15 protein-coding genes and 1 tRNA gene are annotated in these 13,070 nt (G+C 64.8%); 10 read left to right on the top strand and 6 right to left on the bottom strand.

Annotation, left to right across the window (positions count from 1 at the left end; all coding sequences use genetic code 11):
- Window positions 1-1,200 (bottom strand): MFS transporter, encoded by a 1,200-nt coding sequence (locus Q7I88_RS10575; RefSeq protein WP_305095882.1) that lies wholly within the window; start codon window positions 1,198-1,200, stop codon window positions 1-3.
- A 174-nt stretch (window positions 1,201-1,374) separates the two neighbouring features.
- Between Q7I88_RS10575 and Q7I88_RS10580 the strand changes: the two genes are divergently transcribed.
- The gene (locus tag Q7I88_RS10580) at window positions 1,375-2,247 is read left to right on the top strand and encodes a fructose bisphosphate aldolase (protein ID WP_439648388.1); all 873 of its coding nucleotides are present in this window, start codon (window positions 1,375-1,377) and stop codon (window positions 2,245-2,247) included.
- Window positions 2,248-2,250: 3 nt separating this feature from the next.
- Here the strand turns inward: Q7I88_RS10580 and Q7I88_RS10585 are convergent, their stop codons facing one another.
- Both Q7I88_RS10585 and Q7I88_RS10590 read right to left on the bottom strand, forming a co-directional pair.
- Window positions 2,251-2,652, bottom strand: coding sequence for a hypothetical protein (locus tag Q7I88_RS10585; RefSeq protein WP_305095884.1), 402 nt, complete (start codon window positions 2,650-2,652; stop codon window positions 2,251-2,253).
- A 63-nt stretch (window positions 2,653-2,715) separates the two neighbouring features.
- Window positions 2,716-3,474, bottom strand: coding sequence for a DUF72 domain-containing protein (locus Q7I88_RS10590; protein WP_305095885.1), 759 nt, complete (start codon window positions 3,472-3,474; stop codon window positions 2,716-2,718).
- Between Q7I88_RS10590 and thiE the strand changes: the two genes are divergently transcribed.
- The 3 genes from thiE (at window position 3,463) to Q7I88_RS10605 (ending at window position 6,074) form a co-directional block, all read left to right on the top strand.
- A complete protein-coding gene (thiE, locus tag Q7I88_RS10595) occupies window positions 3,463-4,116 on the top strand; it encodes a thiamine phosphate synthase (protein WP_305095886.1) in 654 nt (217 codons plus the stop codon). The genes Q7I88_RS10590 and thiE overlap by 12 nt on opposite strands.
- Window positions 4,117-4,202: 86 nt before the next feature.
- The gene (locus Q7I88_RS10600) at window positions 4,203-5,417 is read left to right on the top strand and encodes a L,D-transpeptidase family protein (RefSeq protein WP_305095887.1); all 1,215 of its coding nucleotides are present in this window, start codon (window positions 4,203-4,205) and stop codon (window positions 5,415-5,417) included.
- Window positions 5,418-5,420: 3 nt separating this feature from the next.
- Window positions 5,421-6,074, top strand: coding sequence for a M23 family metallopeptidase (locus Q7I88_RS10605; protein WP_305095888.1), 654 nt, complete (start codon window positions 5,421-5,423; stop codon window positions 6,072-6,074).
- Here Q7I88_RS10605 and Q7I88_RS10610 read toward each other — a convergent pair.
- Window positions 6,071-6,415 carry an elongation factor P gene (locus Q7I88_RS10610; RefSeq protein WP_305095889.1) on the bottom strand — a complete coding sequence of 115 codons (345 nt, stop codon included), beginning with the start codon at window positions 6,413-6,415 and terminating at the stop codon, window positions 6,071-6,073. The two genes, Q7I88_RS10605 and Q7I88_RS10610, sit on opposite strands and share 4 nt — an antisense overlap.
- Window positions 6,416-6,511: 96 nt before the next feature.
- Here Q7I88_RS10610 and efp point away from each other — a divergent pair, with 96 nt between their 5' ends.
- The 5 genes from efp (at window position 6,512) to Q7I88_RS10635 (ending at window position 11,403) form a co-directional block, all read left to right on the top strand.
- Window positions 6,512-7,075, top strand: a complete 564-nt coding sequence (gene efp / locus Q7I88_RS10615) for an elongation factor P (protein ID WP_305095890.1) — start codon at window positions 6,512-6,514, stop codon at window positions 7,073-7,075.
- Between the two features lie 6 nt (window positions 7,076-7,081).
- Window positions 7,082-7,903, top strand: a complete 822-nt coding sequence (locus tag Q7I88_RS10620; protein ID WP_305095891.1) for an inositol monophosphatase family protein — start codon at window positions 7,082-7,084, stop codon at window positions 7,901-7,903.
- 81 nt (window positions 7,904-7,984) lie between these two features.
- Window positions 7,985-9,361, top strand: coding sequence for a GGDEF domain-containing phosphodiesterase (locus tag Q7I88_RS10625; protein ID WP_305095892.1), 1,377 nt, complete (start codon window positions 7,985-7,987; stop codon window positions 9,359-9,361).
- A 68-nt stretch (window positions 9,362-9,429) separates the two neighbouring features.
- A tRNA-Leu gene (locus Q7I88_RS10630) sits at window positions 9,430-9,514 on the top strand.
- A 92-nt stretch (window positions 9,515-9,606) separates the two neighbouring features.
- Window positions 9,607-11,403, top strand: a complete 1,797-nt coding sequence (locus Q7I88_RS10635; protein ID WP_305095893.1) for an SLC13 family permease — start codon at window positions 9,607-9,609, stop codon at window positions 11,401-11,403.
- A 1-nt stretch (window position 11,404) separates the two neighbouring features.
- Here the strand turns inward: Q7I88_RS10635 and Q7I88_RS10640 are convergent, their stop codons facing one another.
- Both Q7I88_RS10640 and Q7I88_RS10645 read right to left on the bottom strand, forming a co-directional pair.
- Entirely contained in the window at window positions 11,405-12,022 is a 618-nt protein-coding gene (locus tag Q7I88_RS10640) for a nuclear transport factor 2 family protein (protein ID WP_305095894.1), read from the bottom strand.
- A gap of 63 nt (window positions 12,023-12,085) precedes the next feature.
- Window positions 12,086-12,559: a hypothetical protein gene (locus Q7I88_RS10645; protein WP_305095895.1), complete on the bottom strand. Its 474-nt coding sequence runs from the start codon at window positions 12,557-12,559 to the stop codon at window positions 12,086-12,088.
- A gap of 136 nt (window positions 12,560-12,695) precedes the next feature.
- On the opposite strand from Q7I88_RS10645, the gene Q7I88_RS10650 reads away from it, so the two are divergent.
- Window positions 12,696-12,977, top strand: a complete 282-nt coding sequence (locus Q7I88_RS10650) for a hypothetical protein (protein ID WP_305095896.1) — start codon at window positions 12,696-12,698, stop codon at window positions 12,975-12,977.
- Window positions 12,978-13,070: the final 93 nt, after the last annotated feature.

Here is a 13,070-nt window from a genome sequence, read left to right on the forward strand (position 1 = left end):
TCAGGCCGTTCGGCTTGCCCCGCTGTCAAACGCCAGGAACAGCACCAGCGCCACGCTGCCGAGGCAGACACCAGTTAGAGCCGCGAAGTGCCAGCCACCGGCGGCATAGGTGGCCGACCCGATGACCGAGCCGAAGGCGCCGAAGAGGAACATGACCGTCATGTAGGCGGAATTGATGCGTCCGCGGGCGTCTTGCGAAAGGGCGAAGATAATGCGCTGGCCCGTGACGTGGTTCACTTGCGTGGCGGCGTCGAGCACGACTGCGACCACCGCGAAGCCGAGCAGACTGCCTGCGGCAACGGTCCAGTCTGCTGCCAGAAAGGATGCAGCGGTAACGGCGAGGGCCGCAAGCGTGCTTCGCCAGGCGAAGCCACGGTCTGCGAGCCGCCCTGCGTAAGGGGCCACCAGCGCACCGCCGGCCGCGGCGAGTGCGAAGAGGGCGATGCCTTGCTGCGAGAAAGAGAACCTGTGAATCAGCAGCAGTGGCGCTGCGGTCCAGAAGAGGTTGAACGCTGCAAACAGCAGCCCCTGGTAGGCGGCGCGCATTCGCAGTGGATGCCATTTGCGCAGCTGCAAAAAGACCGATGCGACGAGCGCGCTATAGGCCATCCGCGCTTCGGGCTGGCGCCGGGGGCAGGCGGTGAATAGCGCGATGCCGATCGCAAGCATCAAGCCCGCCGAGCCGAAGAACACCGCGCGCCAGCCGAACAGGTGTGCAGTGTAACTTGCCACGGGGCGGGCCAACATGATTCCGCCGAGCAGCCCGCTCATGACGAGCCCGATAACGTGGCCCTGCCGTTCGGCCCGTGCGAGGTGCGAAGCGAGCGGCAGGAGCACTTGCGCCCCGGTCGAACAGAGCCCGGTTACAATCGAGGCGACGAGGAACGTGGCGGCATTCTGCGACAGCGCGATCGTCAGCGAGCCGAGACCTGCGCCAATGCAGGCGACGAGCGCCAGCCTCCGGTTCTCGACCAGGTCGGCGAGCGGGACGATCAGCAGCAGGCCGATTCCGTACCCGAGTTGAGTCAGCGTGGTGACGAGACCGGCCAGTGACGTGTCGAGACCGATTTGCGGCCCGATCTCGTCGATCAGCGTCTGCGCATAATAGAGATTCGCCGCCATCGCGCCGCAGGCGAGTGCGAGCACCCAGACCAGGCCGGTCGGGAGTTCGCTTCGACCGTCGTGTCTGCTGCGCGCCATCGTCTGCCAGTGGCCGCTCCGTATCGGGGATGCAAGCCGTCAGGGTGCAAGCGCTTTTTTGCTTTCCCGCGGCCCCGCAGATATGCCACCGGCCAGACACATCGTCATTTCATTTGCGCGGTCCCGGACGAGAATCGCGCCACAAGCGGAGAGCAATTCGTGAACAAGCAGGACATGACCGCCAAGATGGCCGCAGGCAACGGCTTCATCGCCGCGCTCGACCAGTCGGGCGGCTCCACCCCGAAGGCGCTACGTGGATACGGTGTTTCGGATGACGAATGGTCCGGCGACGACGAGATGTTCGGCAAGATCCACGAGATGCGCAGCCGCATCATCACCAGTCCGAGCTTTGCGAACGGCAAGGTCATCGGCGCGATCCTGTTTGAAAAGACCATGGACGGCACCGTCGCAGGCAAGCCGACCCCGCAGGCGCTGATCGATCGCGGCATCGTGACGTTCATCAAGATCGACAAGGGCCTCGAAGACACTGCCGACGGTGTTCAGCTCATGAAGCCGATGCCGGGTCTCGACGCGCTGCTCGCTCGCGCCAAGTCCCTCGGGGTATTCGGCACCAAGGAACGCTCGGTGATCCACGAGGCCAACCCGGCCGGCATCGCCGCTGCCGTGGCGCAGCAATTCGAGGTCGGCCGGCACGTCATCGAACAGGGGATGATGCCGATCCTCGAACCGGAATACACCATCACCGCCGCCGACCGTGCGGAGGGCGAGAAGATCCTCAAAGCCGAGATTCTCAAGAACCTCGACGCCTTGCCCGACGGCGAGCAAGTCATGCTCAAGCTGTCGATCCCGGTGCAGGCCAATCTTTACGCGGAGCTCATCGCACATCCGAAGGTGCTGGCGGTGGTCGCACTGTCGGGCGGCTACTCGACTGACGAGGCGTGCGAAAAGCTGGCGCAGAACAAAGGGATGATCGCCAGCTTCAGCCGCGGTCTGCTGCAGGACCTGCGCGCGCAGCAGAGCGATGACGAGTTCGACGCCACGCTGGGGGCGGCGATCGACCAGATCTACGCCGCCAGCGTCGCCTGATCCTCAGCGCGATTCGTAGACGAAGCGATATTCGCCCGGCTGGGTTTCGTGATCGGTGGTCTTCTCGGGCAAGCCCGACACCAGGGCGATGACCCGGCCGTGCGTTCCGTAGGTCTCGCCGAGCGTGATGTCCGCCGTGTCCCGCCATCCGGCGCCGTCGATCCGGGTCGTCACGATGAGGCGGCCCGCCCACACGCACCGGGCGTTCATCGGGCAGCGGCTGTCCTCGACGACCTTCATCGGCGTGGCGACGACATTCCCCACGTGCACCGGATGGCGCAGCGCGACGGGCGTGCCCTCGGCGGCGGGCGTTCCCTCGACGATTGGTGCGTCGGGGATTGTCGCGCAGGCCCCCAGAGAGGTCGACGCAATGGCGAGGGCGGCAATGGCGAAAGGCTTGTTCATCGACCCTGAGAACGCTTTGCGTGCTGACCGTTTCCTGAACAGCAGCGCGCCCGTCAGGATCGATCAGCGAACCGCTTGACGCACCATCGCCCGCAGCGTCTGCGCGTCATGAATGGCGTGGCCCTCCAGGTCGTTGTTGAAATAGGCCCATACGGGCCGCTGCTTTCGGACTTCGGCGGCGATCCAGTCCGCACATTCGAGCAGCGCCTCGTCGGGATAGCGCCCGCAGTATTTTCCTTCGCCGCCGTGGAACCGCAGATAGGCGACAGGCCCGATAGCGACGCGCGGGCTCGCCGACCCGGGCATGTCATGCGCGCAGTAGCTCGCGCCGTGCGCTTCCAGCAGAGCGAAGACTTCGTCGCAGTGCCAACTGGAATCGCGAAATTCGAACACGTTGACGGTATCGTCGGGCAATAGCTGGAGGAAAGCTTCGAGCCGTTCCAGGTTGATCTTGAACCGCGGGGGCAGCTGGTAAAGGATCGGGCCTAGCGCGGGCCGCAGTGCGTCGAACGAGTGCATCTGACGCTGGAGCGGCTCCTCGCAGTCCTTCAACTTCTTCATTTGCGTCAGGTAGCGATTGGCCTTGACCGCATAACAGAACCCTTCGGGCGCCTGACGACGCCAGGCTTCGAAGGTCTCGGGCGGTGGGAGCCGATAGAAGCTGTTGTTGATCTCGACCGTATCGAACTCGGCGGCATAGAAAGCGAACCAGCGCTTGACGGCGAGCCCTTCGGGATAGAACAGCCCGCGCCAGTGCTTGTAGATCCAGCCGGAACAACCGACCCGGATCGGCGCATTAGGAGGAGCGGTTTGAGCAGCCACAGTGGAGCAAATGCCCCCCGCGAGCTTTCGTGCCAGCTTTACCTCATTTCGCCGCTCGACGTTGCCGGGCGGTTCCCGCAGCGGCTCGAGCGCGCGCTCGATGCCGGCGAGGTCGCGGCGTTCCAATTCCGCGTCAAGGATATCGACCAGCACGAGGCTGCCCGCCTCGCCGGGCCCTTGCAGGAGATCTGCGCGGCGCGCGACGTGGCGTTCATCGTCAACGATTCGATTGCCCTGGCCAAACGCCTCGGCGCCGATGGCGTGCATCTCGGACAGAGTGATGGCAGTGTGGCCGAAGCCCGCGAGGAGCTCGGGCGCGAGGCGCAGATTGGCGTCACCTGCCATGCCAGCCGTCACCTGGCGCTGGAAGCGGGGGAGGCGGGGGCCGACTACGTCGCTTTCGGCAGCTTCTTCCCGAGCGCGACCAAGGCGAGCGAGCACCGGCCCGGGCTCGAGCTTCTCGAGTGGTGGCATGCGATGATCGAGATTCCCTGCGTGGCGATCGGCGGTATCACTCCTGGTAACTGCGCCCCGCTGGTTCGGGCGGGCGCCGATTTTCTCGCCGTGAGCCACGCGGTCTGGGGCCGTGACGAGACAGAGGCGGTCGAGGCGTTCCACGAGGCAATCCGCACCGCAGGTTAGGCTGCGAGGATATTTTCGCCGCTCCACCCGTTCCAACTGCGAACGAGGGGCCGGGGCGGCCCCTGTACTACGTGGAGAATTCCCGCATGCGTCATCTGATTGCCGCCGCTTCCGTCCTCGCCCTGGCTGCCTGCGGAATGAATGGAACCGACGATACGGACGAGAAGGAACAGTCGGCAGTGGCCGATCACATGTCGGTGGAGGAAAACGGCGCCGATGCGATGCACTCGAACGACCCTGCGCCGGGTGAGCAGGCGTCCGTCGACATCCCCGATCCGGAGGATCGACCAATCATGCAGGCGCAGGTCGTGCTCGACCGTCACGGTTTCGGCCCTGGCGTGATCGACGGCAAGATGGGCATGAGCACCAAGAACGCCATCGAGGGCTTCCAGGAAGCCAACGACCTGGAGGTGACCGGCAAGCTTGACGAAGCGACCAAGACGGCGCTGGCGCAATGGAACAACATACCTGCGACGCGTGTCGTGACGATACCGTCGGACTGGGGCGACAGGCAATACCGCGACGTTCCCGACAGCCCTGCCGAACAAGCCAAGTTGCAACGCCTCGGCTACGAGAACCTCGACGAGCGGATCGCAGAACGCTTCCACACCACGATCGACACCCTCAAGATGCTCAATCCCGATGGACGTCCGGCAGGTGCCAAAGCCGCCCCGGCCTCGCCGAGCGCGGCCTCGCCCACCCCGACCCCGACCTCCACATCGTCCGCAGGGGAGGATGTGGGGACGCAGGAGCAGGCGTCGTACTTCACGGCGGGGCAGCAGATCCGCGTGCCGAATATCGGGGCCGACCGGATCGATGGCAGCTCGATCAGGGACAAGGGCTGGCAGGCGACGCTGCAATCGCTGGGTGTGGGAACACAGCAGCCCCACCTCGCCAAAATCGTCGTCGATAAGTCCGGCGATTGGCTCAAGGGATACGATAAGGACGGCAAGCTGGTCGTCGAATTCACCGTGACCTCGGGCTCGAGCCACGATCCCCTGCCGATCGGGACGTGGGGCATCACCGGCATCTCCCACAATCCTTCTTTCTCTTACGATCCGGACCTCTTCTGGGATGTGCCCGACAGCGATGCGAAGCAGAAACTCCCGCCCGGCCCGAACGGACCGGTGGGTGTCGTGTGGATCGATCTGACCAAGGAGCATTACGGAATCCACGGCACGTCCGCACCGGAAACGATTGGCCGGGCGCAGAGCCACGGCTGCGTACGATTGACCAACTGGGATGCAGCGCGGCTTGCGCAGATGGTCGATACCCAAACCAAGGTCATCTTCCAGGCCTGACCCGTGAACGCTCTCGACCGCCTGCTGACGATTGCGGTAACCGCCACACTCACGTCGGCAGCCTGGATCCTGTTTGGAAGCAGCTTCGTCATCAAGTCGGCGGACGAGGCGGCGACGACCGCCGGTACGCCCCTGAAGCCCGGGCCGCCGCCCGCACCTGCGGTGAAGTCTCTCGATCGAGAGGACATCCAGCCGCGCGGGCGCGCTCCGGCAGGAGGACTTCTCATCCCCGTACAAGGGGTGAAACCGGACGACCTCGGCGATACCTTCAGCGACGTGCGCGGCGGCGCAAGACTTCACGAAGCGCTCGACATCATGGCGCCGCGCGGCACCCCTGTTCTTGCGGCCGCAGCCGGGACGGTCGAAAAGCTGTTCAAGTCGGAAGCCGGCGGCAACACGATCTACGTTCGCTCCCCCGACCGCCGCACGATCTATTACTATGCGCACCTTGACCGCTATGCACCGCGTCTCGCCGAAGGGCAGGCCGTCAGCGAGGGCGAGGTCCTCGGCGCGGTGGGGTCGAGCGGCAACGCAAGCCCGGATGCGCCGCACCTGCATTTCGCGATCATCCAGACGACGCCCGGCTCCGACTGGTGGGAACCGGCGACTGCCATCGATCCCTATCCGCTGCTGGCAGGGAGGTCGCGAGGTCCTTAGCGGCCAGTGCGGATGCAGCGCAGTCGCGTCGACTTGCCGTCTGCGCCGAGCGCGCGCAGGAAATTGTCGCCGACTACGAGATAGGTCTCGCCGCTGCGCGGGCCGCTGGTGAAGCGGATCACGTCGCCCTTGCGCAGATAGACACCGTTGCCTTGGGCCGATTTGTAGCGGCTGGCGCTGGAGATGCGGAAATCCTTGCTCGGCACGCGGACGCCGGCCGCGCCGGCGGCAGTGCCGGGCATCTCGCAGCTGTAACTGCCGCGCGTGGCGGTCTCGACCGGACCGGACGCGGCGACCGGGGCGGCGGTCAAAAGGGCGATCAGGGGAAGTATCGTACGCACGGCGCTGCGCATAGCACGGGCGCGTTGCGCTTGCATGAACTGTCGTCTAGGGCGCGCGGCAATCCAATCGGCTCTTTCACAAGGCAGGCACCGGCCATGAAAATCAGTGGCGTGGACATTCGTCCCGGCAACATTCTCGAATACGAAGGCGGCATCTGGAAGGTCGCCAAGATCCAGCACACGCAGCCGGGCAAGGGCGGCGCCTACATGCAGGTCGAGATGAAGAACCTGCAGGATGGGCGCAAGACCAACATCCGGTTCCGCAGCGCCGACACGGTCGAGAAAGTCCGGCTCGACACCAAGGACTATCAGTTTCTCTACGAGGACGGTGACATGCTCGTGTTCATGGATAAGGATACGTACGAGCAGATCACCTTGCCTTCCGACCTGCTCGGGGATGCTCGTCCCTTCCTGCAGGACGGGATGGAAGTCATGCTCGAGCTGTGGGACGAAAAGCCCATCAGCGTCGAGCTTCCGGCCCAGATCGAAGCCACCATCGTCGAAGCCGACGCGGTGGTGAAGGGTCAGACGGCCTCGTCGAGTTACAAGCCGGCGCTGCTCGACAACGGCGTGCGCATTATGGTCCCGCCGCATATCGGCACCGGTACGCGGATCGTCGTCGACGTCTATGAACAGGCCTACGTCGGGAAGGCGGGCTAGGATTTCATGGCTGCCATTTCCGGCCTCATTCGTGTGATGGAAAAGGCTGCCCGCAAAGCGGGCGGCAAGCTGCGCCGCGATTTCGGGGAAGTCGAGCACCTGCAGGTCAGCCGCAAGGGGCCGAGCGATTTCGTCTCCAAGGCGGATCAACAGGCCGAGCGCACGATTTGGGACGAGCTGCGCGTGGCCCGGCCCGACTGGGGTTTCGTGCTCGAGGAAGCCGGCACGATCGAAGGGGACCCGGGCAAGCCGCGCTGGATCGTCGACCCGCTCGACGGCACGAGCAACTTCCTGCACGGCATCCCGCATTTCGCAGTCTCGATCGCGGCGCAGGAACCCAAGCCCGACGGCTCGGGCTGGGGCGACGTGGTTGCCGGCGTCGTCTACCAACCCATCACCGACGAGACGTTCTGGGCCGAAAAGTCCCGCGGCGCGTGGCTGCAGGACGCGCGCCTGCGTGTGTCGGGGCGCAGCCACCTGTCCGAAGCCCTGATCGCGACGGGCACCCCCTATCAAGGCCATGGTGATTTCGCCGAATGGGCGAAGGTTTTTGCCGCGGTCGGCCCCAATGTCGCCGGAATTCGCCGTTTCGGCTCGGCCGCACTCGATCTCGCCTGGGTCGCCTCGGGCCGCTACGACGGGTTCTGGGAAAGCGATCTCAGCCCGTGGGATACCGCCGCCGGCTGTCTGCTCGTGCGCGAAGCCGGTGGCTTCGTTTCCGATTATCGAGGGCGGTCGCTGCCGATTTGCGACAAACAGGTCGTCGCCGGAAACGATACGGTTCACTCGCGGCTGCACAAGCTGGTCGCTGGCGCGCTCAAGGCATAGGGCAACTACCTACGGAAGCGCCAAGGACGGCTTAGGTCCGCTGGCTTAGCGGCCCTTGTCCCGTCAAGAGAGTCGCAACTCATGGCCACGTACCTGGCTTCCGTCTGTCTGCTGCTTGCCGTGATTTCCGCGGCGAGCCTGTGGTCGTGGCGGAAATCGCGGATTGCCCTGTCCAGAATCGAACGGCAGACCTGCGAATTGGAAGCCGCGGCGCGGCACTGCCCCCTGACGGGCCTGGCCAACCGCGCTGCGGTCTGCGAATGGCTCGTTGCCGCGCTGGACGAACCGCGCTGCCGCCCTGCGGTGATTTCCCTCGATTTCTGCCCTCTCGCCCCGGACGGAGAAAGCGAAACGAAGTTGGTGCGCCGCGTTTCCCAAATCGCTGCGCACATCGTTCCGGAAGACTGGCTGCTCGCCCGCCTTGCAGCGGGGCGCTACGTCGTCGTTCTTGGCGGTTCGCTGGAGACGGGCGATCTCGTCACGCTCGCTCGCAGTGCCTGCTCTTTGCTCGGGACGCTCGTCGCCGATTCGCAGCAGCTTCGCGTCGGCGTCTCGATCGCGCGCACCAGCGATACGCCGGACAGCCTGATCGACCGTGCGCTAGTCGCGCAGGCCCGGCATGCCGGTGGGAACGCGGTCGGGTTGACCTTCTCCGATCCCGAGCTCGTGGGCGAAATCGAGCAGCGCGCTGCTGTCGTCCATGAGCTTAAATCTGCCATTGCGGCCGGGCGCATCGAACCGTTCTTCCAACCCCTGGTCGAGCTCGGTTCGGGACGAATCCTCGGATTCGAGGTCCTCGCTCGCTGGCGCGACGTCGAAGGCAGACTCCGGATGCCGGGTGATTTTCTTCCGCTTGCAGAGGAAAGCGGTCTGGTCGGCCCGATGTACGCTTCGTTGCTCGCCGCCGCCGCGGCGCACGCGCGACAATGGCCGTCCGGGTGGAACTTCGCGCTCAATCTCTCGGCATGCCAACTCGCCGAAGAAGGCCTGGTGCAGCGAACCTTGCGAACGCTGGACGATGCCGGCGTCGGGCCGAACCGACTCGAGCTTGAGATTTCCGAGCGCGCACTCTGCGCCGATCCTGAGCGGGCCCGCAAACTGGTCGATGAGCTGCGAGCACACGGCGTCGGGGTGACGCTGGACAACTTCGGCTCGGGAAGCCTGCGCTTGCGCGACCTCGCGCGCTTTTCCTTCAATCGCATCAAGCTCGATCCAGCCAATAGCGCCGGCGGGGAAGGGGGGCATCCCGGGGTCGAGATCGGCGTCATCGTCGCGGCGGCACGGCATCTGGGTGTGCCCGTGCTCGCGCAAAGGATTGAGACGTATGCTGGCGCTGCCGCAGCCCGGGTCCAGGGCTGCGCGATTGGGCAGGGTTACCTGTTCGGTCGCCCCGATCGGAAAACGGACTGCTTCCGCCTCGATGGCGCGCTCGCCCGGCCAATGGATTTTGCTGCCTGAGTCTCCGCGCTGCCCTTCAACCGTTGTGCCGCCGCGCGCACTCGGCTAATCGCCCGCTCGTTGCGGTGGCCCCTGTGGCGGAATTGGTAGACGCGCTCGACTCAAAATCGAGTTTCTTACGAAGTGCCGGTTCGAGTCCGGCCAGGGGTACCAGCCACCGCATCTGCCGGAAATTGCTGCTCCCGCGCGGGATGCCGGGCGAACTTCGCTTGTCGAGTGCCGCGCCGACTTTGTAAGGCCGCGGGATGATACCGTTCCCTTCGTACCATGCCCTCGCGGCGATGATCGTCACGCTCGGTATGTTCGTCGGTTTCGCGCGCGGCCGCCTTTCGGCGGAAATCGTATCGCTGCTGACCATCGCGGTGATCGCGGTCGGCATGTACTTTTTTCCAATGCCGCACAGCGAGCCGAGCGACGGCCTGGTGCTGGCGTTCTCGGGGTTCGGGCATTACGCGCTGATCACCATCTGCTCGCTGATGATCATGGGGCGAGGTCTTGTCGTAACCGGTGCGCTCGATCCGGCGGCGCGCTTTCTCGAACGCGTTTTCCGGTTCAACCAGCAAGTCGGGCTGCTCTTTTCGCTCGTCGCCGCAATGGCGCTGTCGATGGCGGTCAACGATACGCCGGTGCTGGTGCTGCTTCTGCCGATCTTCGTCGGACTCGCGGCGCGGGGCGGTCTCCCCGCCTCGAAAACGCTGATCCCGCTGAACGCCGCGGTGCTGATCGGCGGCATGGCGACGACCATCGGCACGTCGACCAACATTCTGGTCGTGTCCATCGCCCGGGACCTCGGCATGCGCCCGATGAGCGTGTTCCACTTCACGCCGATCGTGGCCGCCGCCGCCGTGGTGGCTCTGCCCTACCTCTGGCTGGTCATGCCGCGGCTCTTGCGCGACAACAGCCCCGACGACGTACAGGCCCACCGCCGCTTCGTGACCCGGCTCCGTATACCGGCCGGTAGCGACTTGGTCGGCAAGCATTTCGACGAGGTTATCGGGAAGCTGCCCGACGACTTCCGCTTCGAGGAGCGGCCCGACGGACCGTTTCAGGCCGGTCAGCAACTGGTGGTTTCCGGCACGCACGATGCCATTGCGGAGGCAGGGCGCGTGCTCAAGGGTCAGGTCGCTCCGGGATGGGTCATCGACCGCATCCGCCGCAAGGGCAGCGACCTGGGGGAAGACGTTCGCGTCGTCGAGATGGTCGTCACCGGGGATTCGCGCCTCATCGGCCGGACCCTCGCCACCTCTGGCATTGCCGACCTCTACAACATCGCAATTCTCGGCATCCACAAGCCGGACAGCATGCTGCGCAACCAGCCGGGCGATCAACGCGGCGAACTTCGCATGGCCGAAGGCGATGTGCTGCTGGCGATGGGCCTCGATGACAACCTGCAGGAATTTGTCTCCAGCGACAGTTTGCTGATGCTCGAGGGCGGGCGCGAGATGCCGCGCCGCTCCAAGGCGCTGCTTTCGGCGGCGATCATGCTGTTTTCGGTCGGGATGGCTTCTGTCGGGTTGCTGCCGATTGCAATTGCCGCGCTGGGCGGGGCAATCCTGATGTTTGTCACGGGGTGCGTGAAGTTCGACCGGGTCGGTCGCGCGCTGTCGGGCAAGGTCATCGTCCTGGTCGCGGCGAGCATTGCAGTCGGACGCCTCATTTTAGAGACCGGGGCAGCGGCGTGGCTGGGGCAGGCACTGTCGCTGGGCTTGCAGTTTCTACCGCCGGCGGCGGTACTTGGCGCCATCATGCTGTTCGTCACGCTGCTGACCAACTTCGCATCCAACGCCACTGCCGCGACCGTGGGGACCCCCATTGCCTTCGCCATCGCGAGTCAACTCGGCCTGCCGCCGGAACCGCTCGTGCTGGCGGTGCTGTTCGGCTGCAACCTCTGCTACGCGACGCCGATCGCCTACCAGACCAACATGCTGATCATGGCCGAGGGCGACTACAAGTTCAGCGACTACATTCGAACCGGGGTGCCGCTGGTGCTGCTGATGACCGCGACGCTTTCGGCGCTGCTGGTGTTCACATACGGGCTTTGAACTAGCGGCGTCCACTTACCGGATTGGGGTAGTGGTAAGGGGGGCAGAAATAGTTCGGAAAGACGGGGTAGGGATCGATCGGCTCGTCGGGCGGGAAGTCGCCGAATTCGCTCAGCAGAGGGCTCGCTTCCTTGGCCCAGCCTTTGTCATAAGGGGTGTAGAGGACCTGGTAGGCCTTCAGTTTGGCGATTTTCCACACCCCATCTTCCTTGACGTAGGCATTCTCGTAGATCGCCTCCCCCCACATCGCATGGTCGCCCATCTGGCCAACCATCATCAGCGCTCGCAATCGGCCATTGCCGTGCATTCCGTCGGGATCGACGTGGATGACCGGCTGAAGCTGCATGTGATTCATCAGCAGCCCGTCCTTCGGCGGACCGAAGTGGCGCATGTATTCGCGGATCCGCTCGTGGCCGATGAAGCGGCCGCGGCCGTTTATTTCCAGCACGGCGTCGCGAGCAAAGAGGTCGGCGACGTGCTCCCACTGGCTCTTGTCGACGTAGTATCCATACATGCGCTGGAGGTTGGCTATGGCCAGATGGTCCTCGGCCGCCTGGGCGCGCCGTTCGACTGCCTCCAGCCGCTGTGCCAGGTCTGCTACCGTTGACTCGAGATCCATGTGTGCCTCCTCCGATCGAGGAAGGACATAGCGCGCGCAGGAGGCCGGCGCGAGGGGAAGCTCCTAGCGTCCAACCGAGCCGCTGCGGAGACGCGAAGCGCCTTCCAGCGAGGTCTTGCGGACGTCGGCACCGGCAGTGTTGACCGCGGCTGCCTGGGCGAGCTCGGTGCGCTCTTCGGGCGTGAATTGCGAAAGATAGTCGGGACCGTATCCGGCGTCTCGCAAGTTCCGGTCCCCGGCGAGCGGCCCCGAGCGGGCGAAGACGCTACCCGCTGAGCTGGCCGCGAAGCCGGGTCCAGACGAAGTGCCCCAGACCCCGCCCGGCTGTTGCGGCGCCGTAGTGACCGGTTGGCGGTTGGCCTCGGTCTCGAGCTGTGTGCTTCCCCGGTCGTTCGGCTGTTCGGCCCGACGGGCGACGGCCCCGGCCCCGCTACCCTCGGCCAGCATTGCCAGAAGACCGGTTGCGACCACGGTGATGACCGCGAAGTGACGATACATCTGCGTGGACGGCGGCTTTTTCTTAGCGCGGTGGGACATTGGCATGGCTCGGCGTTCCTACTCGGAGCGAGTTAACCACCCTGCGCGCGAAAATGGTTAAGACCCGCTTACCATCCTTGGGGGAACCGCTCGCCTGTCCGGTCCGTTTGGCCGCCAATCAACAAAGGACAAGGTCATGACAGAAGAACGCATTACCGAGGTTCGCACGCCGGAAGGCGATACGCATACGACGCATACCACCGTCATTTCCGACGAACCGAGGCGCGGCGGCAGCGGATGGCTCATCGCCATCGTGCTGCTCGTTGCGGTGGTGGCCGGCCTGTGGATTTTCTCGACGATGGGCGGCGCCGAAATGGCCAAGGACGACGCAGTGGCCCAGGCCGCCGACGACGTCGGCAATGCGGCCAATTCTGTCGGCGATGCTGCGAAGGAGGCTGCCGACTCTGTAGCGAATTGAACCCGGCTAGCTTCCTTGAAGTGCAAGAGGCTGAATTTGCAGCAGATTATCGTGCAGTGTAAAATTTACCGACATTTCATCACTCCCCTCTAA

This window comes from Croceibacterium aestuarii (assembly GCF_030657335.1).
Classification (GTDB): domain Bacteria; phylum Pseudomonadota; class Alphaproteobacteria; order Sphingomonadales; family Sphingomonadaceae; genus Croceibacterium_B; species Croceibacterium_B aestuarii.

What these genes read in the sequence shown, in the direction of transcription:
- Q7I88_RS10625 (WP_305095892.1), top strand. Translation starts at nt 7,985, where the DNA reads ATGGCCACGTACCTGGCTTCCGTCTGTCTGCTGCTTGCCGTGATTTCC.
- Q7I88_RS10585 (WP_305095884.1), bottom strand. Translation starts at nt 2,652, where the DNA reads ATGAACAAGCCTTTCGCCATTGCCGCCCTCGCCATTGCGTCGACCTCT.
- Q7I88_RS10635 (WP_305095893.1), top strand. Translation starts at nt 9,607, where the DNA reads ATGATACCGTTCCCTTCGTACCATGCCCTCGCGGCGATGATCGTCACG.
- Q7I88_RS10640 (WP_305095894.1), bottom strand. Translation starts at nt 12,022, where the DNA reads ATGGATCTCGAGTCAACGGTAGCAGACCTGGCACAGCGGCTGGAGGCA.
- Q7I88_RS10580 (WP_439648388.1), top strand. Translation starts at nt 1,375, where the DNA reads ATGACCGCCAAGATGGCCGCAGGCAACGGCTTCATCGCCGCGCTCGAC.
- Q7I88_RS10620 (WP_305095891.1), top strand. Translation starts at nt 7,082, where the DNA reads ATGGCTGCCATTTCCGGCCTCATTCGTGTGATGGAAAAGGCTGCCCGC.
- efp (WP_305095890.1), top strand. Translation starts at nt 6,512, where the DNA reads ATGAAAATCAGTGGCGTGGACATTCGTCCCGGCAACATTCTCGAATAC.
- Q7I88_RS10650 (WP_305095896.1), top strand. Translation starts at nt 12,696, where the DNA reads ATGACAGAAGAACGCATTACCGAGGTTCGCACGCCGGAAGGCGATACG.
- Q7I88_RS10645 (WP_305095895.1), bottom strand. Translation starts at nt 12,559, where the DNA reads ATGTCCCACCGCGCTAAGAAAAAGCCGCCGTCCACGCAGATGTATCGT.
- Q7I88_RS10600 (WP_305095887.1), top strand. Translation starts at nt 4,203, where the DNA reads ATGCGTCATCTGATTGCCGCCGCTTCCGTCCTCGCCCTGGCTGCCTGC.
- Q7I88_RS10575 (WP_305095882.1), bottom strand. Translation starts at nt 1,200, where the DNA reads ATGGCGCGCAGCAGACACGACGGTCGAAGCGAACTCCCGACCGGCCTG.